The organism is Vibrio ouci (assembly GCF_004551525.1).
Taxonomy (GTDB): Bacteria; Pseudomonadota; Gammaproteobacteria; order Enterobacterales; family Vibrionaceae; genus Vibrio; species Vibrio ouci.
The window spans coordinates 73,414-95,887 of sequence record NZ_SATR01000001.1 but is presented as its reverse complement, the minus strand read 5'-3'; the positions used below and the strand labels follow the sequence as shown (position 1 = coordinate 95,887).

The following is a 22,474-nucleotide window of genomic DNA, read 5'->3' as shown; positions in this document are numbered from 1 at the left end:
TGGTCATTGGGGCTTTTTTCGTCTGTAAATTGAAATAGCGTACGTGTAGTAGAATTTACGCGGGTCCGAGAACTCAATATGCTCCTCATTTCCTAAATACTGATAAAGCGTGTCATAATCTCTTCTCTACACAAAGTTAACATTTGAAGGACCCAAATGACTGCTACCGAATTTCTCAACGATCTAAACCGACGTTATCTTGCCATCCACCGCAGCAAAGAAGACTTCTTTTGGGAAACCTATATGGGGATCAGTGATGACCATGATGGCTCAACCAAAGCACAAACGGCATGGACGAGTTTCTTAAGTGATGCAGAGCAAATTGCAACCATCAAACAGCAGCTAGAAGCGGTCGATTCTATTGCCGATACTAGCGAAAGACAGCAAACGCGTATTGGTCTGCAAGGTTGGTTAGCGACGTTTCAATCTCACGCAATTGAAGGAACCGAGGCTCAAGCACTGAAAAATGAACTGATCGCATTTGAAGCTGCCTTGTTTGAGAAAAAGCAAAAACATACGCTCTATTATCAAGATGAAAATGGTCATCAAGTCGAGGGATCATTACCTGTACTGGCTGCAGCTATCCGCACCAATGATAATGAAGACGCTCGTCAATCAGCGCATCAGGCACTCCTTAATTTAGAGCAGTGGCTACTTGAAAATGGCTTCATTGAATTGATAAAACTGCGTAACCAATTTGCTCGCTCTCTCGGTTACGATAGTTTCTTTGATTATTCTGTCGCGAAAAAAGAAATGATGTCATCGCAAGAGCTGTTTGCGATTTTAGATGACTTTGAAGTGCGTACTCGCGACGCGAACCTGTCTAGTTTAGCGAGCCTTGCTCAAGAGAAGGGCCAAAATGCGTTAACGGGTCATAACTTTGTCTACTCATATTCTGGTGACGCAATGCGTGACCTAGACCCGTATGTTCCGTTCTCAAAGTCTTTGCGTCGTTGGGTTGAGTCATTTGGCCGCCTAAATATTGAATATTCTCAAGCAGAGCTCACACTGGATTTACTGGATAGAAAAGGAAAATACCAAAACGGATTCTGCCATGGCCCAGTCCCATCATTCTATGATCAGAATGAGTGGGTTCCTGCTCAAGTCAACTTTACTAGTAACGCTAAACCAGACCAAATTGGCAGTGGCTATTCTGGTATTAACACCTTGTTCCATGAAGGTGGCCATGCTGCACATTTTGCTAACGTTAAAATGAATGCGCCGTGTTTTTCCCAAGAATTCGCTCCAACTTCAATGGCATACGCTGAAACACAATCGATGTTCTGTGATAGCTTGCTAAATGATGCTGATTGGCTAAAACAGTACGCTCTAGATGCAGATGGCAACCCGGTTCCTGATGAGATCATTCAAGCGATGATCAACAGCAGTCAACCTTTTGCCGCTTACCAAGAACGCAGCATACTTGTAGTGCCTTATTTTGAGCGTGCTCTTTATCAATTGAGTGATGAGGAACTGACTCCAGAGCGTATTACAGCGTTAGCACGTGAGTGTGAAAAGCGGATTTTGGGGATCGAATGTAGTCCTCGTCCATTAATGGCTATTCCACACCTAATTTCTGATGAAGCTGCTTGTGCATATCATGGCTACTTGTTGGCACATATGGCCGTTTACCAAACGCGTGCGTACTTCTTAGATAAGTTTGGCTACCTTACTGATAACCCAGAAATTGGCCCTCTGTTAGCAAAACACTATTGGCACGCTGGGAATCAAAGATCTCATAACGAGACAATCATTAGCTTAACTGGGGAAGGGTTTAATGCTAAGTATCTTGCGGATGCGTGTAATCAATCACCACAACAAGCATGGGCACAGCAGCAAGAGAAGATTGTAGGTTTAGTAACTCGCCAGAGAGCAGAGGTCGTTTCACTCAATGCGACAATTAAAGTGGTCGATGGCAGTCAAGAGCTGGCTAATAACCAAGGCTCTGACGAACAAATGTGTGATCAGTTTGAGCGTTATATTAAACAAACTTACGGTTGCTGATGCCTAGTACGATATAGGCTTGGTGTTTTAAACCATAGAACAAAAAAACGGTCCTAATCAGGACCGTTTTTATATGTAAACTTGCTATTTAATTAGAAGTTTGCGGAGCGTGGTGTACGTGGGAATGGGATAACGTCACGAACGTTGCCCATACCAGTTACGTAAGATACTAGACGCTCAAAGCCTAGACCGAAACCAGCGTGTGGCACTGTGCCGTATTTACGTAGGTCGCGGTACCAGTTCATGTGCTCTGGGTCGATACCTACTTCACGCATACGCTCGTCAAGAATCTCTAAACGTTCTTCACGCTGAGAACCACCAATGATCTCACCGATACCAGGTGCTAGAACGTCCATTGCCGCTACAGTCTTACCGTCATCGTTAGCACGCATGTAGAATGCTTTGATGTCTTTCGGGTAGTTCTTCACGATTACAGGCGCTTTGAAGTGCTCTTCTGCAAGGAAACGCTCGTGCTCAGAAGACATGTCGATACCCCATTCAACTGGGAATTCGAACTCACGACCTGAATCTAGAAGGATCTGGATTGCGTCAGTGTAGTCAACTTGTGCAAAGTCTGAAGTAACAAACTGCTCTAGACGAGTGATTGCTTCTTTGTCGATGCGTTGAGCGAAGAACTCAAGGTCATCACGACATTCAGCCAGTACTGCCTTGAATACGAACTTAAGCATATCTTCAGATAGCTTAGCGATGTCTTCTAGGTCCGCGAATGCAACTTCAGGCTCAACCATCCAGAACTCTGCTAGGTGGCGGCTTGTGTTTGAGTTTTCAGCACGGAAAGTAGGACCAAATGTGTAAACTTTGCTTAGTGCACAAGCGTAAGCTTCACCGTTTAGCTGACCTGATACTGTTAGGAACGTCTCTTTACCGAAGAAGTCTTCGTTGTAGTCAACATCGCCTTTTTCTGTGCGAGGTAGGTTTTCCATGTCTAGCGTTGATACGCGGAACATTTCACCAGCACCTTCTGCATCAGAAGCTGTGATCAGTGGCGCAGATACCCAGAAGTAACCTTGCTCGTGGTAGAAGCGGTGAATCGCTTGCGATAGACAGTTACGTACACGTGCTACTGCACCGATTACGTTAGTGCGCGGACGTAGGTGCGCTACTTCACGTAGGTACTCAATAGAGTGACGAGTTTTTGCCATTGGGTATGTTTCTGCATCTTCAACCCAGCCAACAACTTTAACGTCAGTTGCTGCTAGTTCGAAGTCTTGACCTTTTGCAGGAGACTCAACAATCTTACCTGTTACTTCGACAGAACAGCCAGTAGTTAGCTTAAGTACTTCGTCTTCGTAATTATTAAGATTATTAGGGACCACGGCCTGAATCGGGTCGAAACAAGAGCCGTCATAAATGGCAAGGAAAGAGATTCCAGCTTTGGAATCACGACGTGAACGGATCCAGCCACGAACAGTTACTTCACTGTCTACTGCTAGCTGACCTTTCAAAACGTCTGATACAGGCGCGTAAGTCATGTTTGAAATATTCTCCATTGAGGTAAAAATTCAACCCAATGTGATATGGCTCGGTGTAAAATTTGAGCACACATTGGGTTGGATAGAATTCTACTGAATCATTGGAACATATTACCTTTCAAATCTTAGGCTTCAACCTTTATTGTCATTTCCTCGTATAAAAAGCGTGTATAAAGGGCTATTTCTTCACAGAAAGTTTAAATTGGTCGAGCAAAATCTCTAAATGATCAGAGAGTTGCTCAAGATTTATACTGATATCTCGAGTTTGAGCAGCGGACGCGGTAGTTTGATTTGCGTGCTCTGTTATTACCTGAACTTTGCTTTGTACTTGATGGCTCAGGTGCGCAGAACTACTCGATTGCTGCTGAATATTATTAGCATGAGAGAGTGCTTGCTTCATTTCATCAGCGACTTGAGACATCGCGGTAGATAGCTGCTCAATGTCACTAGAGCGCTGGTGCGCAGTGTGGCAAACCGTGTCCACTGAAGAAAGTGACTCACGGCTATCGTGCTGGAATTGGGAAATAATACGTTCAATACTTCCGGTTGCTTCCGCAGTTCTACTCGCAAGTTGGCGAACTTCATCGGCGACGACTGCGAAGCCTCGACCTTGCTCACCTGCGCGGGCCGCTTCAATCGCCGCATTTAACGCAAGTAAATTGGTTTGTTCAGCAACACCTTTAATCACTTCGAGTATCGATGAAACCTCTGCAGTTTGATCGTTAAGCTCGACGATGTTGACTTTGACCTGTTCGATATCGGTGACAAGGCTCTTTATTTCATGACTTGCACCGTGAGCTTGTTGGGCACTTTGCTCCGCGATGTGCGTAGTGTGTTTAATAAGGTTTGATGCTTCTTCTGTCGCTTGCTCAACATCGACTTGCTGTAATTGCATCTGTTCAATGTTGCTTTGTACGTCAGATGTTTCCACTTGCTGATTGCTGGCTGCAGAGTCGGTAACTTGAGCAAGTTGAGTCAGCTCTGTGGCGCTGCTAGATACCTTATGCGAAGTGTGTTGAACCTGTTCTAAACTCTGGTTTACCGTGCCCATAAACGAGTTAATAGCCCCGGACAGTTGGCCGATTTCATCTTTTTGATTGAATGATAGCCTTTGTGACAGGTCTTTAGTTTCACTGAGACTTTGCATAAAGCCAGAGGTTTGTTGAATAGGGCGAACGATGAACTTTCGAATCAGTAAAAGTGTTAATACCAGGCCAATAAAGCCTAGGCTACTCATGATTGCTATGGCGATCATGGTTCGTTGACTGACCATGCTGTTAACATGTGAGAGGTTGTACTCTAAACGAATGGCGCCTAACACTTCACCTTCTGGTGCCATATGACAAGCGACACAGTTGGTACCACGATAGTTTTCACTTGACTTCATCGGGAGGGCAACCACGATACCTTGTCCCCAATCGGCTTTGATTGGCTCAATCACCAATTCGCCCGCGAGAGCTCTGCTATCGATGTCATCAGTAGGCTTTTGATTGTCTTGCCCAGGGCCGTAGAGCTTACTGACGGCTTCGGAGCGTAGGACTTTTACTTGCTCAATGCCATCTTGTGCGAGAGCCTTTTGGCGCAGGGTTTCTTTTTGCGCCATTGTGCCAGTCAGCATCATCATATTGAGGCTATCGAAATAGTTGCTTGCCTTATCGTGTAGCTGTTCACTTAGAACCGAGTTGATAAGATCCCTTTGCTGGAAGTATTGATAGCTTGTTGACGCCAGTAACACGATGCCAAAAACGGCTACTAGCGTAACTAAAAGCTTTGTTGTAATTGTTGAGCGCATTATTGGATAGATTTTTTAATTATTGGAATAGACATCAAAAATGATCGCTTAAATAACCACTTTGGGGAATGGCTTAAAATTTATAATGTGACCGCACTCTATGTGTGGATATTGTAAATGTGATGTAAGGTACGTGTAAGCAAAAGTTTGGCGCTGTGACGGTTTTTCGGCGGAAAGACGTTATTGTGGCTAAACTTAATAGCGTGAAACACTCTCACTACGGACTAGCCTTGTCACGGCGTGAGGAATTACATAGTATTGCCTGTCTTTCTAAAAGCCTGAGAACCAATATGAGAACGGAACTATACAAAGAATTCATGTTTGAAGCGGCACACCACTTACCAAATGTACCGGAAGGTCATAAGTGCGGTCGTCTACATGGCCATTCTTTCTTAGTTCGCCTTTATGTAGAAGGTGAAGTTGATCCACATACAGGGTGGGTCGTCGACTTTTCAGAGATCAAAGCGGCATTTAAGCCAATTTATGATCGTCTTGACCATTACTACCTTAATGATATCGAAGGGCTTGAGAATCCAACCAGTGAAGTACTGGCAAAGTGGATCTGGCAGCAGCTCAAACCAAGCTTACCGTTGTTGAGTAAGGTTGAAATTAAGGAAACTTGCACAGCAGGTTGTATTTACAAAGGCGAAGAGTAACTCATTGCCTCTGTTAGAAAAAGCGAAGGAATCTTCGCTTTTTTTGTACCTAAATTACGCTATCATTGGCTCATTAAGCCGCAACTTTTCGAAGGAAGGAATATGGCTGCTAAGATCGGATCTGCGATTCAATTACTACTCGCTATCTCTATTTTTTATTTGGGTTACGCTATTCATTCGATGACTTCGAAGGTAGGCGAAGTGATAGACTCCTATCCCCAAGTGCTGCAAGACGTCGGCACGTTATCAAAAAACTTACAAATCGACGAGTGGTTGCAAGTCGCTGACACGTTAGAGACGTTGCTGCCTAGTGTCATAAACAGTGTCGACGGCATAACGACTGCGGTAAATGATACCAATAAGACCGCAGCATCAATTGACCAAAAAATTCCAGCTATTGTTGAAGAGGTTAGCTTATACCGACAACAAGTAATTCCTCCTGTGCTTGCTGAAACCAAGCAATATCGAACTGACGTATTGCCCAAGGTGCTTGTTGAAAGCAAAGGTTATCGCCAAGAAATCATCCCTCAGTTAGTCAAAGAATCCGAAGCACTGCGCAATGATATTCCACCAATATTATCTAAAGCGGATGAGCTGGCCCTAAAAACCGACCAGATTATTGATAAGAGCCAAGAGATTGCCAAACAAGCAACACAAGGTGCCGTGAAAGGCGTCATCCTCTCGCCAATTGACCTTATTCGGGAAGCTGGTAATGAGATAAAAGGACGCGTGGTGAGTGAAGAGTAGCAAAACGCAATTTTAAAGGGATTCTATTTAGCAAGAGTCCAAGCAAAAATTAGGGTTACTTCTTGCTATCATCAATGCTGCTTCATAAATACTGACAAGCAAATAAGAAAACCCTTATTCACGCCAGATAGAAAACGAATTAGTATAAACACGTGCAGTATCGAAAGGACTTGGACTGTACGCTTTCATTGAACAAAGACGTTTATTTTCACCGCCATTTCCCCCTCCGTAATGGCGGTTTTTTTACGGCCAACTATTATTCGCTGGTGTTTATTTGACCACTTGAAAAATAGGCCATTGCAATCGGAGTTTGAGTCGATAAGATGGGGTTATCTCATTCGAGATAACGTCACGCAGGATTTGTGGCGAACACTCAAAGGATTGTCTGCGCTATTAGGACATCTTAATGCTTTTCAAAATTACTTCTCCAATCTTGGAGCCAACTGAAGGGTCGCCACATGCGATCATTGCTCAGCTACGTACAAACTCAACTTCTCTTTTTTCCTCCTTTTTTCCAAGCTCGGCGTCTCTTCAGCCTCGTTCATTTTCTCGATTTTATTTTTCGTATTGATTCTATCTAAATCAATCACGTCCGTGCTTTCGCACGTCTAAATTTTTTCAATATTACGGTTTTAAAGAAAATGAACACAAAATTAATGGGTAGCGCCCTTATTATCTCAGGTACCGCTCTAGGTGCCGGCATGCTTGCAATTCCAATGGTATTAGCCCAATTTGGCTTACTGTACGGCACATTACTGATGGTGCTGATTTGGTTTGGAACGACTTATTCCGCATTGCTATTACTCGAAGCAACAATAAAATCTGGCGGCGGTTTAGGGCTCAATTCCATTGCACGTAAAACGCTTGGAAAAGGGGGCCAGTTACTGACCAATGGTTTGCTCTACGCACTGTTAATTTGCTTACTAATGGCCTACATCTTAGGTGCGGCGGATCTGTTAGTACAAGCTGCGAGTGCACTTGGTCTTGAGCTAACCTTCATGCACAGCCAGATCATATTCACATTGACCACGGGTGTGATTGTGGCTTGCGGCACGGGTGTGATTGATAAACTCAACCGTTTGCTGTTCTTTGTTATGTTAGCAAGCTTACTGATGACCTTAGCGGTTCTTCTTCCTGAATTCTCAACTGATAATTTGAGCCAAGTGAGCAACAGTGACCATATTGGTTTGATCAAAACTAGTGCTGTTCTGTTTACCAGTTTCGGCTTTATGGTGGTGATCCCGAGCTTGGTTTCCTACAACTCAGAAGCGAGTGACAAGCAGTTAAGAAATATGGTCATTGTGGGTTCAATCATTCCACTGGTTTGTTACCTGTGTTGGTTGTTTGCGGTTGTTGGTAATTTACCTGCAGGTCAACTTAAAGAGTTTGCTAGTGTGTCCGAGCTGATGGCTGGATTTGAGCATGATGCTCCGTGGGTTGGCGGTTTCTTATCCGTGTTTACAGGCCTCGCATTATTAACTTCTTTCTTTGGCGTCGCGATGTCTCTGTTCCACCAAAATAGTGACACATTTAATCAAAACCGAGTTGTGACTTATGTACTGACGTTCGTGCTTCCACTAGTCGGTGCAATTTTGGCTGCCGATCAGTTCTTATCAGTGCTTGCTTATGCGGGGATCATCTTAGTGTTCCTTGCTGTATTTGTCCCCCTAGCGATGGTGTACAAGTTGCGTTTGGCCAACGCTTTACCTGAACGTTACACAGCAGAAGGTGGTAACGTGATGATGGTATTTGCCTTACTGTTTGGTGGCTTCTTACTGGCTTCGCAAGTCATCTAAGCCTAACCTAACTCTACGATTAAACAGCCTTCATTATTGAAGGCTGTTTTTGTTTATGTATCTACTGAGTAATCGGAAAGCCTAATGGCAAAGAGGGTAATAGAACCCTTGATGGATATGCGCACCAAGCGTAGTAAGCAGGTGGGCACAATCCCCAGTTTCAACCCCTTCGACGATGACTGTGCAGTGATAGGTATGCCCCATTGCGATTAACTGGCGCAAGGTTTCAACTTTTTTATCATCTTGTTTTAGGCCCATGACAAATAGTCTATCTATCTTGAGGTAGTTCGGGGCGATGTGGCCAATGAGTTCGACATTGTTATTACCCGTACCGAAGTCATCAATACTGATCTTGCAGCCTAACTCCTTCAGTCTCTTGGTATTGTGGAAGATTTCTTGGGTGTAGTACATCGATGCGTTTTCGGTGATCTCAATTGTTAGTAGTGAGCAGTCTAACTGTTCCAGTTGGCGATAGAGACGTTTGAAGTTAGCCCCTTCAAGTAGGGAAGGGCACACGTTAACACTCAGTGGAGCCAACAAAGAACGACTGTTACCATAGATGAGCTTAATCACTAAAAGCGTGTGGTTAATGAGTAAGCCGTTACTGATCAGGCTCTCGATAAACCGCTGGGTATTTTTGACTTTGAAACGAGACAGTACTTCATAATGTATGTTCTGGTTATTAGCCGTGTTGTGTATAGGCTCAAGCTTCAAATTAAATTGCCTTATTGCCCATAAGCAAGTGATGAATGCACGTAGCGTTTTACGCCGCGCAATAATCAACAAAAGGAAGCTAAAGCAGATGACACTACTGATTGGGTTAGAGACGTAATAGATTTCCTTATAGTCATTTTGCTGAAAGTTGTGCATTAGAGATTGACCGCCAGTATCGCCGATCTCCAAGGGTGCTCCAGTATTAGTACATACCTTCATACCTGAAAGGAAGAGGCTAGACATATGACTTTCAATACTATTTTCGACGTTGATGTTCTTGACCCTCACTAACACGTCACTGTCTGCATTTGAAAACGAGTGATAGGTGTAGTTTAAGTTCTCTTGCCATTCATTTTGGTCGCGAGGGTTAACTGGCGCGACGGTTTCTGGTGTGACTAAGCAGCGTACATTGTATCGGTCGGTAAAGAGCGCAGACTCGACCAATTGAACGTTATCAAATAGTTCTCTGAGTAGTTTTTCTTGCTCGAAACAGCCGTGCTGAGCAAGCTCCTTAGAAAAGGCCATCGCCCCTTCAAAGTAGTTTTGACGCACAATCGTACTGATGGCGTAAAGACAGATCAAAATATAGAGTACAGTCGTGATAGTGAGGAAAAAAGCCATATTTAGATAGGGCTTACGACTGCGTAGGCATATCCCAATTGCGGATCTTACACTATGTGGGACTTGCACAAAGATTCGTGCTTGCTGTAGTAGGCCATCTTTCTGCGCATGTTGGCTGTCGTAGGGTACGAAGTAGCCTTTACGGTGGACATTTTCAATCAGTGATTTAGACACCTTGAGGTAGCTTTTTACCAGCTTCCTGAACTTTTTCCGGATCGATGCGACGGCATTTTTGAACCCGTTTTCTGGCAATATTATCTGGTGTTGAGCAGATAACTTCTTTTCGATTCGCCTTTGGCTGATCGGTGAGTTGACGCTGCCAAAAGCCGCGATAGTACTCAGGATAAAATACTCAATTTGGTTAATTGAAACTGATGATTGAATGGACTCGTCGAGCTTTAGTAAAAGTTCGTTTTCGGACAAGCAAACGCAGATTTGGCTTCCAAGTTCAAACCTAATCATGTGTTAAGCGCTCCAGGATTGATTTTTTCGATAAGGTAGCAACATTGGTATATCAGGTATGTGACCTTTTACCGGCATATCCTAATCTTGTAGATATATTGTGAAATTTAGATTTTTTTATAGATTTATGTCTAGACAAAGTAAGAGGATATCTGTTGCTACAAGCTAGAAAATAAAAAGCCCGAGCAGGTGCCCGGGCTTTATTATTTCAGAAGGGGAGTTAGCAGATAACTTTAACTGCTAGACCACCTTGAGAGGTTTCGCGGTACTTCGCGTTCATGTCTTTACCTGTCTCAAGCATGGTTTCGATAACCTTATCTAGAGAAACGGTTGGAGCAGAAGAACGACGTAGCGCCATACGAGTCGAGTTGATCGCTTTCACTGCAGCGATACCGTTACGCTCGATACATGGAACCTGTACCTGGCCAGCTACTGGGTCACAAGTAAGACCTAGGTTGTGCTCCATTGCGATTTCAGCCGCCATACATACTTGCTCAGGGCTACCACCCATAAGCTCAGCAAGGCCCGCTGCTGCCATAGAACATGCCACGCCAACTTCACCCTGACAGCCTACTTCAGCGCCAGAGATAGAAGCGTTACGCTTGTATAGACCACCGATTGCACCAGAAGCTGCGAAGTAACGGATGTAATCTTTCTCTGTTACTGTTTGGATGAACTTATCGTAGTAAGCCAGTACTGCAGGGATAATGCCACACGCACCGTTAGTTGGTGCAGTAACTACGCGGCCACCTGCTGCGTTTTCTTCGTTTACTGCGAATGCAAACATGTTTACCCAGTCAACAACAGACATTGGGTCGTTGGTTGTTTTCTCTGAAGTAAGTAGCTGCTGGCGAAGTGCTGCAGCACGACGTGGTACACGTAGTGGCCCAGGAAGAATACCTTCAGTATTCATACCGCGGTCCATACACTCACGCATTGTCTTCCAGATGTTTGCAAAGTAAGTGCGAGACTCTTCGTCAGAGTGCAGCGCCGCTTGGTTTTTCATAACTAGCGTGCTGATAGAAAGACCGTTCTCTTTACATTGGTTCACTAGCTCTTCTGCTGTTGTGAATTCGTAAGGAGATTTAATTGGGTTTTCTTCTTCTTTGCCGAAGTGCTCTTCATCAACGATGAAACCACCGCCGATTGAGTAATAGGTTTTTGAGTACTCTTTCTCGTCGCCGATCCAAGCGTGGATCTGCATACCGTTTTCGTGTAGCTCAAGGTTAGTCGTATGGAAGTTCATACCACCATCTTTCGGGAACGATACTGTGTGACAGTGCATGCCAACAGGAAGGCGCTCAGTTTCTTCTACGCGAGCAATGAAGCCCGGAATAGAATCGATATCCACTTTCTCAGGAGTATTGCCAGCAAGACCCATGATGATTGCGATATCTGTGTGGTGACCTTTCCCTGTCAGTGATAGTGATCCATATACGTCAACGGTGATTTTAGTGATGTCGCGCAATTTTCCCATTGAACGTAAATCATCAATAAATTCTTTACCCGCTTTCATTGGACCTACAGTGTGAGAACTAGAAGGACCAACACCGATTTTATAGATGTCAAAAACACTAATCATATCGATTACCTCAAAAGAAAGCCTCCCAAGGGGAGAAGGGAGGCTCATTATTATCGTTATATTCTTGGATTAATCAGACTTTATAAAAGTGTCTAGATTAAAGAGCGCCGTAGATTACAGAAGTAATTGCCGCAATACCACAAAGAGCTGTGAAAACTTGTACAGGTGCTGAAGTTTTGTACTTAGCCATTGCTGGTACTTTCTGCATCGCGAATACAGGCATTAGGAACAGGATAGCTGCAATCATTGGAGCACCCATTGTTTCAATCATGCCAAGGATGCTTGGGTTAACGATAGCGACAATCCAAGTTGTTACAACGATGAAGATTAGCGATGCTTTTTCAATCTTGCTTACTGGAGTTTCAGAGCGAGACTTGATTAGACCTACTAGACCTTCATGCGCACCTAGGAAGTGACCGAAGTAGCTTGAAGTGATTGCTGCGAAAGCAACTAGTGGACCCATGTAAGAGATTAGTGGAGATTCGTGAACGTTCGCTAGGTAAGAAAGAACAGAGATGTTTTGTTCTTGCGCCATTGCTAGCTGCTCTGGAGACAGAGAAAGTACTACAGAGAATACGAAGAACATTACGAAGCCCATTAGCATCATCGCTGCACCACCAGTGATCGCGTCAGTTTTCTTAACTGCGTCTTCACCGTATACGCGGCGTTGCTCTTTAGAGAACTGAGAGATTACCGGGCTGTGGTTGAAAGAGAACACGATGATTGGAATCGCTAACCAAACAACAGATGGCATTGCTGACCAATCAGGTGCAACTGACATCATTGAGCTGTTCCAGTCAGGGATAAGGTAGAAAGAAAGTGCTAGCAGGATTGCAACTAGTGGGTAAACCAGTGCAGATGTTGCTTTAAGCATTAGTTCTTTACCAAATACAACACCAGCCGTCATAGCAGCGATTAACGCGCCAGATAGTAGCCAGCGTGGGATAGATTCCATACCCATTTGGTTAACAAGGAAAGAGTCAACTGTGTTTGTAATACCAACACCGTAGATCAGTACGATTGGGTAGATAGCGAAGAAGTAAGCAAAAGTAATAAGGTTTGCGCCAGTCTTACCAAAATGTTCTTCAACAGTGTCAGTGATATCAGCTTCAGGGTTTTTCGCAGAAAGAACGAAACGTGCAAGAGATTTGTGTGCGAACCAAGTCATTGGTGCCGCGATTAGAGCAAGGATTACTAATGGCCAGAAACCGCCAGCGCCTGCTTTAATTGGAAGGAAAAGTACACCAGCACCTACTGCAGTACCGAAAAGTGACAGACACCAGGTGAAGTCCTTGTAAGTAAACTTACTAGGAGATTGTGCGGACGAAGCCGCAGAAGTTGTAGTATTCATTTTGTGATACTCATTTTTGGGAACAGGAAATAAGTCAGGTGCAATTTTGCATAAATTTCTTACATCAAAACTAGATCTAAATCATGAATTGATGCGAGTTATAACATGATATGTCAAAAAGGCGTTTTTGGTCACGAAAATGATGTGCTACTAGTGATTTATGCTAATGCTAGGTATTAGTTTTTCTAATCTTGGTCATGAAAACTTTTAAGGGCGTTTTAAGTAAACGTTTGCGTTATTGATAAATAATTTAACTAATGTGAACAAAGTTTGTTCACTATGTGATTTTATTAACATTGATGCATAATATGATTCTGCATCGCTTGGATAATTTGAGCCGTCATTCCCCAAATGAAATGTTGTTTATATGACAAGCCAAACACACGATGTGAAAAATTATTAATCTGAAATTTCTGACTGTGTAATTTTTGCTTATCTAGAACGATGTTTGCGGGAACCTCAAAGATTTCATCCACTTCATTTCTATCGATAACCGTCTTGTAATCTGGTGAAACAAACGCCAAAAAGGGCGTCACGGTAAACTTGCTGACGGTGATGAGTTCCGGCATTTGACCAAATATCGTGATCTGATCTTGGTTGATGCCGACTTCTTCAAATGTTTCACGTAGAGCAGTGTGCGAAAGATCCGCATCGCTTGGCTCAAATTTACCGCCAGGAAAGCTTACCTGACCTGGGTGATGTTTTAGATGAAGAGCGCGTTTGGTGAAAATGATATTGAGGCCGTGTGGTCTTTCGACAAAACCAATAAGGACCGATGCCTTACGGAGATGGCTTTGGTTTAAGTGCGAGACACGCTTAAGAGCTTCTTGATGGTAGTCGACCGTCTGATGTAATTGAAATCGTTGAATGAGATGATTTTTGTTTAACTCTGACAACACGTTAGCTCCTGTTTTTATTTGTAAAAGCCTTAAATATGGCTCATGCTTTCTACTACGTTAGTTAAAGCAAGGATAGCGCCACTGATGAAAGGGATTATCTTTACTGAGTTTATGGACCTCGTAGAGCAAAAGTTTGGTCTAGAGGCTCTCGACAGCTTGCTTGCTGATTCCGGTGATTCTGGAATCTATACCGCGGTCGGGAGTTATGATCACCGCAACCTAGTTAAACTGATAGTTCAGTTAAGTAAGAAGACTGGCATCTCTCCAGAAGAGCTACAGCGTGTTTTCGGACAATCCGTTTTTCATAACCTTTATAACACCTTACCTAATAATAATAGCCTACAAGCGTGTAAGACGTCGTTCCAATTTATTAAATTGGTTGAAGACTACATTCACATCGAGGTCAAGAAGCTCTACCCAGAAGCTAACCCGCCTTCGTTCCGCTTTATCTCTGAATCAGAAACTGAAATGGTGTTTGATTACGTCAGTGCCCGTTGTATGTCTTATGTTTGTCTGGGCTTAATGGAAGGGTGCGCTGAGTTCTTTAACGAGGAGCTATCGATGTCAATGAATAACGTCGAAGATGACGGTAGCCACGTTCGCTTTACGGTTAATTTGGTCGAGTAGTTTTAATGGCAAATGATTCCCCTTTAGAGCGTAAATTAGCGCGTGAAATAGCGGCAAGAAAAGAAGCTGAAACTTTACTCGAACAGAAAAGTTTGGAGCTCTACGAAACTAACCAGCAATTGCAATTAGTGCTTAACCAACTTAAGCGCCAAAATCTACAAGATTTAAATAAACTCGAATTTGAGCAGCAAATTAATGAGGCTTTGATTCATTTTGGCCGCGCTTTTCTAAGCCGTACCCTTGATGACGGTTTAATCCTGAGCTTTCTTGAGTGTCTTGAGTCTTCTTCTGCACTGGAAAAAGTCCACCTTTATATTGAAGCGGATTGTATCGCGAGTTTGAATAGTACCGAGTTTGGTGAAAGCTTAGGGGCTGACGTTACCAATATTAAGCCCTATGCGACGTGGCAAGAGAACATCCTCAGTTTACCCATCGAAGTTGATCATAAGGCAGTAGGGATATTATCTGCGCTTGTGAATGAAGAAGGAATCAGTCGAGATTTCGTTGTCAGTCAAATGCTGTTGGTTGGGGAGCTATTATGCAGCGCGATAAGTCGCCAAATTATCTTATCGAGCCACCAAGAAGCTCGAACTAGAGCGGAAGAATCAGAACGCTCGACCAAAGAGTTTGTCGCCATGATTAACCATGAGTTGCGCACTCCGTTAAACGGCCTGCTCGGTAGCGCTGAGCTATTAGATAGCACTGAGTTAGACGAAGAACAGCGAACCCTGTTAACCAACTTAGCTCACTCAGGGGATCTCCTTCGTCATATTATCAACGATATCCTCGATTTCAGTAAAATGAACGCGGGTATGATGGAGCTCATTCCTTCTACATTCCAATGGTCTGAATTACGCAATATGGTCCACGGAATCTTTGAGCCTAAAGCGAGAGAAAAGGGAATTGAATTCACCACCTCAGAGAGCGGAGAGTTGCCAATCAGCTTTATCGGTGACTTTGAGCGAATAGGGCAAATATTAGTAAACCTGGTTGGCAACGCAGTTAAATTCACATCAGAAGGTAGCGTAACGGTCAGTACGTCCTGGAAATCAGGCCGCTTAACTATATCAGTAAGCGATACAGGTGTTGGTATTGCTGAAGAAGCGATAAAAGAGCTGTATAGCCCGTTTGTTCAAGCAGATAGAACGGCCAAGCGTCATTTTGAAGGAACGGGGCTTGGATTAGCGATCTGTAAGAACCTTGTGGAGTTGATGTCTGGAACGATAGCCCTTGAAAGTGAAGTCGGAAAGGGCAGTTGTTTTGAAGTCACTATCCCGTTGAAAGTGGCAGATAAGTTACCAATCAATGAAGCCAACATTGACACTAGCCAAAGAGACAAACCTTTAGAAGAGATTTCTGTTTTGGTGGTCGACGACATACGCATGAACCAAGTGATCATTAACCAGATGCTGAAAAAGTTGTCGATCACACCGGATATTGCGAACAATGGAATAGAGGCGATTACGGCTCTTGGAGGAAAGCGCTACGATTTGGTCTTTATGGATTGTAGGATGCCGGAAATGGATGGTTTTGAAGCCACGACTTATCTCAGAGAGCAAAAATATCAACTGCCGATTATTGCTTTGACGGCAGGAACGACACTGGAAGAGAGAGAGAAGTGCATTGAGTGTGGTATGGATGACATCCTCACCAAACCATACTCAGCAAAAGACTTGCAGTTAATGCTAGAAAAGTGGGCTTGATATTCGACTACCAAGCCCATCTTCATATCCTTTAGTCACGCAACACTGGTAAAATTCGACTTAGCTTATCGAGAGTCTCTTGATACTCGGCATCACACTGACTGTCTGCGACCAAGCCTCCGCCCGCCCAAACATGCATATTCTCTTGTTCAGCCACCAGTGTTCGAATGGTGATGCTGGTGTCCATTCTGCCGTGGCGACTGATGTAGCCAATACTGCCACAGTACATGTTGCGGCGATGTGGCTCTAACTCTTCAATGATTTCCATGGCTCTAATCTTAGGCGCGCCAGTAATTGAGCCACCAGGGAAAGAAGCGCGCAGTAAATCGGCAGGCGAATAGCCCTTATCAAGTTCTGCCCTAATGGTGCTCACCAGGTGGTGAACGGCAGGGAAGCTTTCAATATCAAACAGCTTGGGTACGTGCACGCTACCGGGTTTGGCTACTCGTCCAACATCGTTACGCAGTAAATCGACGATCATCAGGTTTTCAGCTTGATCTTTTTCGGCATTGGCTAAGTCGCGAGCCGCTTCTTGATCAGTCGCTGGGTCTTCGCTACGAGGGCGTGTTCCCTTAATCGGCTTAGTCTCTATTTGCTTATCCTTCACTTGTAGGAAGCGCTCAGGAGAAACACTCAGCACAGCGCCTTTATCAGTACGGATAAAGGCAGAAAAAGGGCCTTGATTGACCTGTTCAAGTTTCTGATACGCTTGCCATTCACTGCCTTGGTATTGCGCTTTAAAGCGTTGCGCGAGGTTGATTTGATAACAGTCGCCACTACGCAGATATTTTTGAACCTGAGCAAACTTGTCACTGTAACTTTGCTTAGTCATGTTTGACTGCCAGTCACTGGATAGCTTGAATTCACTGACTTGCTCAGATTGTTGACTGGTTAGCCATGTCCATTGTTGTTCAACGCCTTCGCCTACGATGAAGGCAGATTGTTGTTGATGATCGACAACCAACGCCCAGTTGTAGATTCCTACCATCATATCTGGCGTAGTTAAGTCACGTTCTGCCAGTTCAGGCATTCGTTCAACTCGTCGACCTAAATCATAAGAGAAACACCCCAAGGCGCCGCCAATAAACGGTAGTTCTCCGTCGTAATCGAGATGAGGCAAACAATCGCTTTGAACCTGTTTGATAATGTCGAACGGGTTTTCTTGCGAGGTCGTTGTTTGGTCTTGAATCGTGACTAGGCTTATCGCGCCATCAGTTGTAATCGTTGCGATCGGCTTAGCGACTAAGATATCAAATCGACTGTCGATATGACTCTGAGAAGGGGAGCGCAGCAACATCGCCCAAGGTAGGGATTCAATGTTAGCGAAGTGTTGAACCGCAAGGTCCGACTGATAGCTGATCGGTTTGATTTCTAAGCAATTTGGCGTGATGTTATTCATTTGTTTAATTTGTGACAAAGAGATCGTTGATTACGTGGCGTGTTGAGGAAAGCAAGAGTATCATATTGGTATCAAAGGCCGCTACATCAGTGTTTTGCAATTATTACAATCGATAAGCAAACGTTTGTGTACGGCAGCAAAAGGAAGCATAAATATAACGAGGCATGCAATGACCGTAATTCGCCAGCAGGATGTGATCAGCAGTGTTGCTGATGCGCTTCAATACATTTCGTATTATCACCCATTAGACTTTGTTCAAGCCCTAGAAAAAGCCTATCACCGTGAAGAGAGCCAAGCAGCAAAAGATGCGATCGCTCAAATCCTAATTAACTCGCGTATGTCAGCAGAAGGGCATCGTCCGATCTGTCAAGATACGGGGATCGTAACTTGTTTTGTTAACGTCGGCATGGCTGTTAAATGGGACTCGACGGATCTCACTGTTCAGCAGATGGTTGATGAAGGTGTTCGTCAAGCGTACACCAACCCAGATAACCCTCTTCGCGCTTCAGTTCTAATGGATCCTGCTGGTAAACGTATTAATACTAAAGACAACACACCAGCGGTTGTCCACATTAATATGGTACCGGGTGATAAAGTTGAAATTCAAATCGCAGCCAAAGGCGGCGGTAGTGAGAACAAGACTAAAATGGTGATGCTAAACCCATCTGATGACGTCGCTGAGTGGGTAGAGAAAACCTTACCTACGATGGGCGCAGGTTGGTGTCCACCGGGCATGCTAGGTATAGGTATTGGCGGTACAGCAGAAAAAGCAGCGGTACTGGCGAAAGAATCTTTAATGGAACACATCGATATTCAAGAGCTTATCGATCGTGGCCCTGAAAATGCTGAAGAAGAGCTTCGTTTAGATATCTTCAATCGCGTGAACAAATTGGGTATCGGTGCGCAAGGTCTAGGCGGTCTAACAACCGTTGTTGATGTGAAGATCAAAACGGCGCCAACGCATGCGGCTTCTAAACCAGTGTGTTTGATCCCTAACTGTGCGGCAACGCGCCACGTACACTTCACGCTTGATGGCACTGGTCCTGCAGACTTAACGCCACCTAAACTTGAAGAGTGGCCAGATATCACTTGGGAAGCAGGTGCGAACACACGCCGTGTTAATCTTGATGAAGTGACTCAGGCTGATGTTGAACAGTGGAAGACCGGTGAAACGGTTCTGCTATCGGGCAAGATCCTAACGGGTCGTGATGCTGCGCATAAACGTATTCAAACTATGCTGCAAAATGGTGAAGGTCTTCCTAAAGGGGTCGACTTCAAAGGCAAGTTTATCTACTACGTAGGCCCAGTCGATGCAGTAGGCGACGAGGCGGTAGGTCCTGCTGGCCCAACGACGTCGACTCGTATGGATAAGTTTACCGACATGATGCTAGAAGAAACCGGCATCATGGGCATGATTGGTAAAGCGGAGCGCGGCCCTGCAACGGTTGAGTCAATTAAAAAGCACAAAGCGGTTTACTTAATGGCGGTGGGCGGTGCGGCTTACCTAGTTGCTAAAGCAATTAAGAAAGCACGTGTTGTCGCGTTTGAAGATCTAGGCATGGAAGCGATCTACGAGTTTGAAGTAGAAGATATGCCTGTGACAGTCGCGGTAGATTCAGAAGGCGCTAACGCTCACCAGATTGGTCCGGACACTTGGAAAGTGAAAATCCAAGAGATGGAATCTCAAGCATAAGATTGTGAGAAAGTGCTGATTTAGTTAGCAAAAATTTGACAAAGGTGCGGGTAAAACTGCACCTTTTGTCTATATACTCGAATAATTGTAAAACTATACGTCAGGAGCTCAAATGCCTCGTTTTATTCAAATCCTACAGCTGATTATTGCGGTTGTTATTGGTGCCTTCGTCGGTTATGACTTGATTCTTCACGGCATCAGTATCTTTGATGAAAAATACGTAACGATTACGTGTGTGCTGTTTGGTTTGTTAGAAATCGCACTGTTTGTGATTTATAAATTGATAGAAGAAGATTAACTAATAATCTTTATAAGTTCTTACGAAGCCTCTGATTTATCGGAGGCTTTTTTGTTCATATAAGATTAATATTAGATTCGTTAAGCTAGTATCGAACTGAATTTTAAGAGATCGTGAATGAAGCAAATTACTCAAGAAGTGAATGATTTAATCAGCCGTAGTATGGACTCCCACGTACGTATTGCTGTTACTGGCCTTTCTAGAGCCGGTAAGACGGCGTTTATTAGCTCCTTAGTGAATCAATTACTTCATACTTCTACTCATGATAGCTTGCCGCTATTTGCGGCATCGCGAGATAAGCGATTGGTCGGGGCAAAAAGAGAACCGCAAACTAATATGATGGTGCCTTGCTTTGCTTATGATGATGCAATGGAGCATGTGCATTCCAATCCACCTATATGGCCAGAGCCGACAAGAGATGTGAGTGAAATACGTCTTGCGCTCAAATATAAACCGAAGAAAAAGACCAAAAAATTGTTTGGCAGCACCTCGACACTGCATATCGACATCATCGATTATCCCGGCGAGTGGCTGCTGGATTTACCGCTATTGAATATGGACTTTGAGCAATGGTCACAAAGCCAGTTTGATGCGTTAACCGGAAAGCGAAAAGAACTTGCTCAGACATGGTTAGAGAAGCTGGAAGAGCTAGATGTTTCACAGCCATTGAATGAAAAAGTGGTTGCTGACGTAGCGCAAAGCTATACGGAATTTCTTTATGCGTGTAAGCGTGAAGGCTTGCACTGGGTTCAGCCGGGGCGATTTGTCTTGCCGGGCGAATTGGAAGGCGCGCCAGTTCTGCAGTTTTTCCCTTGTCGTGTAGATGACAGCACTAAAGCCAGCAAGGGTTCGAACTTAGCCATGCTAAAAGCTCGCTATCATGAGTATCAGCAGAAGGTGGTGAAAGCCTTCTATAAACACCACTTTTCAACCTTTGATCGTCAGATTGTGCTGGTGGACTGTCTACAACCACTAAATGCAGGTTATGAATCGTTTCAAGATATGCGCCACGCACTAGAGCAAATCATGCATAGCTTTCGTTATGGCCGCAGCAACTTACTCAAGCGCCTATTTGCGCCAAGAATAGACAAAATATTGTTTGCTGCAACGAAAGCGGATCACGTTACGCCAGAGCAGCACCCAAACTTGGTCTCTCTGCTGCAACAAATGGTTCATCCGGCATGGCAAAGTGCTTCGTATGAAAATATTGAAATGAGCTGCATGACAATGGCGTCAATTCAGGCAACCCAAGCGGGCTTTATCAATAAAGGCGAGCAAGCTTACCCGGCATTGCAAGGCACAACCATTGATGAGCAGGTGCTAACCGTATTCCCAGGGGAAGTGCCGAAGAAGCTTCCTGAGCAAGCGTATTGGCAACAGCAGGGATTTGAATTTACCGCATTTAGGCCAAGAAAAGCCTCTTCAGATGAGCCGTTACCGCATATCCGTATGGATAAAGCCTTAGAGTTTTTGATTGGAGACAAGCTGAAATGACCGAACCAGAACAAACGACATTAAAGCAGAAACAGGTGTTTGAAGAGTCATTTGAACAGCCGCGTGATGAGCACAACGTTGAGATCACCGCGCAAATGCAGTTTGAGCAGCAGGATAAGTTCGTCCCTGCGGAGGTGAACTGTGATGAGGACTTGGCAGAGGAGGCGCGCTTAAGCCAAGTGATTCGTCCTCGTTCTGGTTCCAAATGGATGGTGACTGGCCTACTTACCGCATTTTCCGGATTAGTCGGCTGGCAAGCGATTGATAGTGTCGTGACAGCAGTGCAAACCTCCGATTGGCTAGCACTGGGTTGGGCAGGCTTCATCGCGACAATCTCACTACTTGGGATAGGTGCGATAGGTAAAGAACTGTTTAAACTGCGCAGGCTTCGCAACCACTTTAGTGTCCAAGAGCAAAGCGAAGCGTTAATCCAATCCGACAGTGTCGGCAAAGGCAAAACGTTCTGTGAGTCGATTGCGCGTGAGTCTGGGATCAAACCTGAGTCACCAAGTTACGACCGTTGGAAAAACAGCATTAACGCTTCTCATAGTGATGCCGAAGTATTGGATATGTACGATGCAATGGTGGTGTCGGAGCAAGATAAAGCAGCAACAAAAGTCGTATCTCAGCACGCAACTGAGTCGGCAGCCCTTGTGGCGATTAGCCCATTAGCTGTTGCAGATATGCTGCTGGTTGCGTGGCGTAACTTCAAAATGATTGATAGTTTGGCCGAGATCTATGGCGTTGAGTTAGGGTATTGGTCACGACTAAAATTATTTAAAGCAACGCTAATCAACATGGCCGCTGCAGGAGCGAGTGAACTTGCCATTGATGCGAGTATGGATCTGATGTCGATGGACCTTGCTGGCAAAGTGTCAGCTCGTGCAGGGCAGGGGCTAGGTGTCGGCATTCTAACCGCAAGGCTGGGGATTAAAGCGATGGCTCTATTGCGCCCAATTCCTTGGCATAAAGACCGCCAAGTAAAATTGGGGGCAATTAGAAAGCAAATTGTTGAAAAAGTCGCCGCAATAACAATCAAATAGTGCGAATGTGAAGCAGGTAATATCAGTTTGCTTGACGAGGATCTAGGCTTAAGAGAAACTACTGTCAACTTTTCGTGACACCTAAGTTAGGAACTCATCT

17 protein-coding genes are annotated in these 22,474 nt (G+C 44.4%); 10 read left to right on the top strand and 7 right to left on the bottom strand.

All coding sequences use genetic code 11. The features are described from left to right. The first annotated feature begins 156 nt into the window (after positions 1-156). A complete protein-coding gene (locus tag ELS82_RS00410) occupies positions 157-2,004 on the top strand; it encodes a M3 family metallopeptidase (protein WP_134833708.1) in 1,848 nt (615 codons plus the stop codon). A gap of 92 nt (positions 2,005-2,096) precedes the next feature. Here ELS82_RS00410 and asnS read toward each other — a convergent pair whose 3' ends face one another. Both asnS and ELS82_RS00400 read right to left on the bottom strand, forming a co-directional pair. Next, positions 2,097-3,497, bottom strand: a complete 1,401-nt coding sequence (gene asnS / locus ELS82_RS00405) for an asparagine--tRNA ligase (RefSeq protein WP_134833913.1) — start codon at positions 3,495-3,497, stop codon at positions 2,097-2,099. Positions 3,498-3,675: 178 nt separating this feature from the next. Continuing rightward, complete coding sequence (locus tag ELS82_RS00400; protein ID WP_134833707.1) at positions 3,676-5,289, bottom strand: methyl-accepting chemotaxis protein; 1,614 nt, start codon at positions 5,287-5,289, stop codon at positions 3,676-3,678. 290 nt (positions 5,290-5,579) lie between these two features. Between ELS82_RS00400 and queD the strand changes: the two genes are divergently transcribed. The 3 genes from queD to ELS82_RS00385 all read left to right on the top strand — a co-directional run bounded on the left by queD (position 5,580) and on the right by ELS82_RS00385 (position 8,488). After that, positions 5,580-5,945, top strand: coding sequence for a 6-carboxytetrahydropterin synthase QueD (gene queD, locus ELS82_RS00395; RefSeq protein ID WP_053438104.1), 366 nt, complete (start codon positions 5,580-5,582; stop codon positions 5,943-5,945). A gap of 102 nt (positions 5,946-6,047) precedes the next feature. Continuing rightward, positions 6,048-6,692, top strand: coding sequence for a hypothetical protein (locus ELS82_RS00390; protein WP_134833706.1), 645 nt, complete (start codon positions 6,048-6,050; stop codon positions 6,690-6,692). Positions 6,693-7,333: 641 nt separating this feature from the next. After that, the gene (locus tag ELS82_RS00385; RefSeq protein WP_134833705.1) at positions 7,334-8,488 is read left to right on the top strand and encodes an amino acid permease; all 1,155 of its coding nucleotides are present in this window, start codon (positions 7,334-7,336) and stop codon (positions 8,486-8,488) included. Positions 8,489-8,569: 81 nt separating this feature from the next. Here the strand turns inward: ELS82_RS00385 and tpdA are convergent, their stop codons facing one another. The 4 genes from tpdA to ELS82_RS00365 form a co-directional block, all read right to left on the bottom strand. Next, positions 8,570-10,285 carry a cyclic di-GMP phosphodiesterase TpdA gene (tpdA, locus tag ELS82_RS00380; protein WP_134833704.1) on the bottom strand — a complete coding sequence of 572 codons (1,716 nt, stop codon included), beginning with the start codon at positions 10,283-10,285 and terminating at the stop codon, positions 8,570-8,572. A gap of 220 nt (positions 10,286-10,505) precedes the next feature. Then, a complete protein-coding gene (locus ELS82_RS00375) occupies positions 10,506-11,867 on the bottom strand; it encodes an L-serine ammonia-lyase (RefSeq protein WP_053438100.1) in 1,362 nt (453 codons plus the stop codon). Positions 11,868-11,964: 97 nt separating this feature from the next. Beyond that, on the bottom strand, positions 11,965-13,218 hold the full coding sequence (locus ELS82_RS00370) for an aromatic amino acid transport family protein (RefSeq protein ID WP_134833703.1): 1,254 nt from the start codon (positions 13,216-13,218) through the stop codon (positions 11,965-11,967). A 290-nt stretch (positions 13,219-13,508) separates the two neighbouring features. Further along, positions 13,509-14,117, bottom strand: coding sequence for a CoA pyrophosphatase (locus ELS82_RS00365; RefSeq protein WP_134833702.1), 609 nt, complete (start codon positions 14,115-14,117; stop codon positions 13,509-13,511). Between the two features lie 84 nt (positions 14,118-14,201). Between ELS82_RS00365 and ELS82_RS00360 the strand changes: the two genes are divergently transcribed. Beyond that, positions 14,202-14,744, top strand: a complete 543-nt coding sequence (locus ELS82_RS00360; RefSeq protein ID WP_134833701.1) for a heme NO-binding domain-containing protein — start codon at positions 14,202-14,204, stop codon at positions 14,742-14,744. A gap of 5 nt (positions 14,745-14,749) precedes the next feature. Further along, on the top strand, positions 14,750-16,447 hold the full coding sequence (locus ELS82_RS00355; protein ID WP_134833700.1) for an ATP-binding protein: 1,698 nt from the start codon (positions 14,750-14,752) through the stop codon (positions 16,445-16,447). Positions 16,448-16,478: 31 nt separating this feature from the next. Here ELS82_RS00355 and pabB read toward each other — a convergent pair whose 3' ends face one another. After that, positions 16,479-17,846 carry an aminodeoxychorismate synthase component 1 gene (pabB, locus tag ELS82_RS00350; protein ID WP_134833912.1) on the bottom strand — a complete coding sequence of 456 codons (1,368 nt, stop codon included), beginning with the start codon at positions 17,844-17,846 and terminating at the stop codon, positions 16,479-16,481. 169 nt (positions 17,847-18,015) lie between these two features. Between pabB and ELS82_RS00345 the strand changes: the two genes are divergently transcribed. The 4 genes from ELS82_RS00345 to ELS82_RS00330 all read left to right on the top strand — a co-directional run bounded on the left by ELS82_RS00345 (position 18,016) and on the right by ELS82_RS00330 (position 22,374). Next, positions 18,016-19,539 carry a fumarate hydratase gene (locus tag ELS82_RS00345; RefSeq protein WP_134833699.1) on the top strand — a complete coding sequence of 508 codons (1,524 nt, stop codon included), beginning with the start codon at positions 18,016-18,018 and terminating at the stop codon, positions 19,537-19,539. 112 nt (positions 19,540-19,651) lie between these two features. Continuing rightward, positions 19,652-19,837: a hypothetical protein gene (locus tag ELS82_RS00340; protein ID WP_053438093.1), complete on the top strand. Its 186-nt coding sequence runs from the start codon at positions 19,652-19,654 to the stop codon at positions 19,835-19,837. Positions 19,838-19,954: 117 nt separating this feature from the next. Then, on the top strand, positions 19,955-21,331 hold the full coding sequence (locus ELS82_RS00335; protein WP_134833698.1) for a YcjX family GTP-binding protein: 1,377 nt from the start codon (positions 19,955-19,957) through the stop codon (positions 21,329-21,331). After that, positions 21,328-22,374 (top strand): YcjF family protein, encoded by a 1,047-nt coding sequence (locus ELS82_RS00330; RefSeq protein ID WP_134833697.1) that lies wholly within the window; start codon positions 21,328-21,330, stop codon positions 22,372-22,374. The genes ELS82_RS00335 and ELS82_RS00330 overlap by 4 nt, the downstream gene beginning before the upstream one ends. The last annotated feature ends 100 nt before the right edge of the window (positions 22,375-22,474 follow it).

Excerpts from the sequence above, each read along its gene's own strand:
- ELS82_RS00335 (WP_134833698.1), top strand. The coding sequence starts at position 19,955 with ATGAAGCAAATTACTCAAGAAGTGAATGATTTAATCAGCCGTAGTATG.
- ELS82_RS00390 (WP_134833706.1), top strand. The coding sequence starts at position 6,048 with ATGGCTGCTAAGATCGGATCTGCGATTCAATTACTACTCGCTATCTCT.
- ELS82_RS00370 (WP_134833703.1), bottom strand. The coding sequence starts at position 13,218 with ATGAATACTACAACTTCTGCGGCTTCGTCCGCACAATCTCCTAGTAAG.
- ELS82_RS00330 (WP_134833697.1), top strand. The coding sequence starts at position 21,328 with ATGACCGAACCAGAACAAACGACATTAAAGCAGAAACAGGTGTTTGAA.
- pabB (WP_134833912.1), bottom strand. The coding sequence starts at position 17,846 with ATGAATAACATCACGCCAAATTGCTTAGAAATCAAACCGATCAGCTAT.
- ELS82_RS00345 (WP_134833699.1), top strand. The coding sequence starts at position 18,016 with ATGACCGTAATTCGCCAGCAGGATGTGATCAGCAGTGTTGCTGATGCG.
- ELS82_RS00340 (WP_053438093.1), top strand. The coding sequence starts at position 19,652 with ATGCCTCGTTTTATTCAAATCCTACAGCTGATTATTGCGGTTGTTATT.
- ELS82_RS00360 (WP_134833701.1), top strand. The coding sequence starts at position 14,202 with ATGAAAGGGATTATCTTTACTGAGTTTATGGACCTCGTAGAGCAAAAG.
- ELS82_RS00375 (WP_053438100.1), bottom strand. The coding sequence starts at position 11,867 with ATGATTAGTGTTTTTGACATCTATAAAATCGGTGTTGGTCCTTCTAGT.
- ELS82_RS00410 (WP_134833708.1), top strand. The coding sequence starts at position 157 with ATGACTGCTACCGAATTTCTCAACGATCTAAACCGACGTTATCTTGCC.
- ELS82_RS00400 (WP_134833707.1), bottom strand. The coding sequence starts at position 5,289 with ATGCGCTCAACAATTACAACAAAGCTTTTAGTTACGCTAGTAGCCGTT.
- ELS82_RS00355 (WP_134833700.1), top strand. The coding sequence starts at position 14,750 with ATGGCAAATGATTCCCCTTTAGAGCGTAAATTAGCGCGTGAAATAGCG.
- ELS82_RS00385 (WP_134833705.1), top strand. The coding sequence starts at position 7,334 with ATGAACACAAAATTAATGGGTAGCGCCCTTATTATCTCAGGTACCGCT.
- tpdA (WP_134833704.1), bottom strand. The coding sequence starts at position 10,285 with ATGATTAGGTTTGAACTTGGAAGCCAAATCTGCGTTTGCTTGTCCGAA.
- queD (WP_053438104.1), top strand. The coding sequence starts at position 5,580 with ATGAGAACGGAACTATACAAAGAATTCATGTTTGAAGCGGCACACCAC.
- asnS (WP_134833913.1), bottom strand. The coding sequence starts at position 3,497 with ATGACTTACGCGCCTGTATCAGACGTTTTGAAAGGTCAGCTAGCAGTA.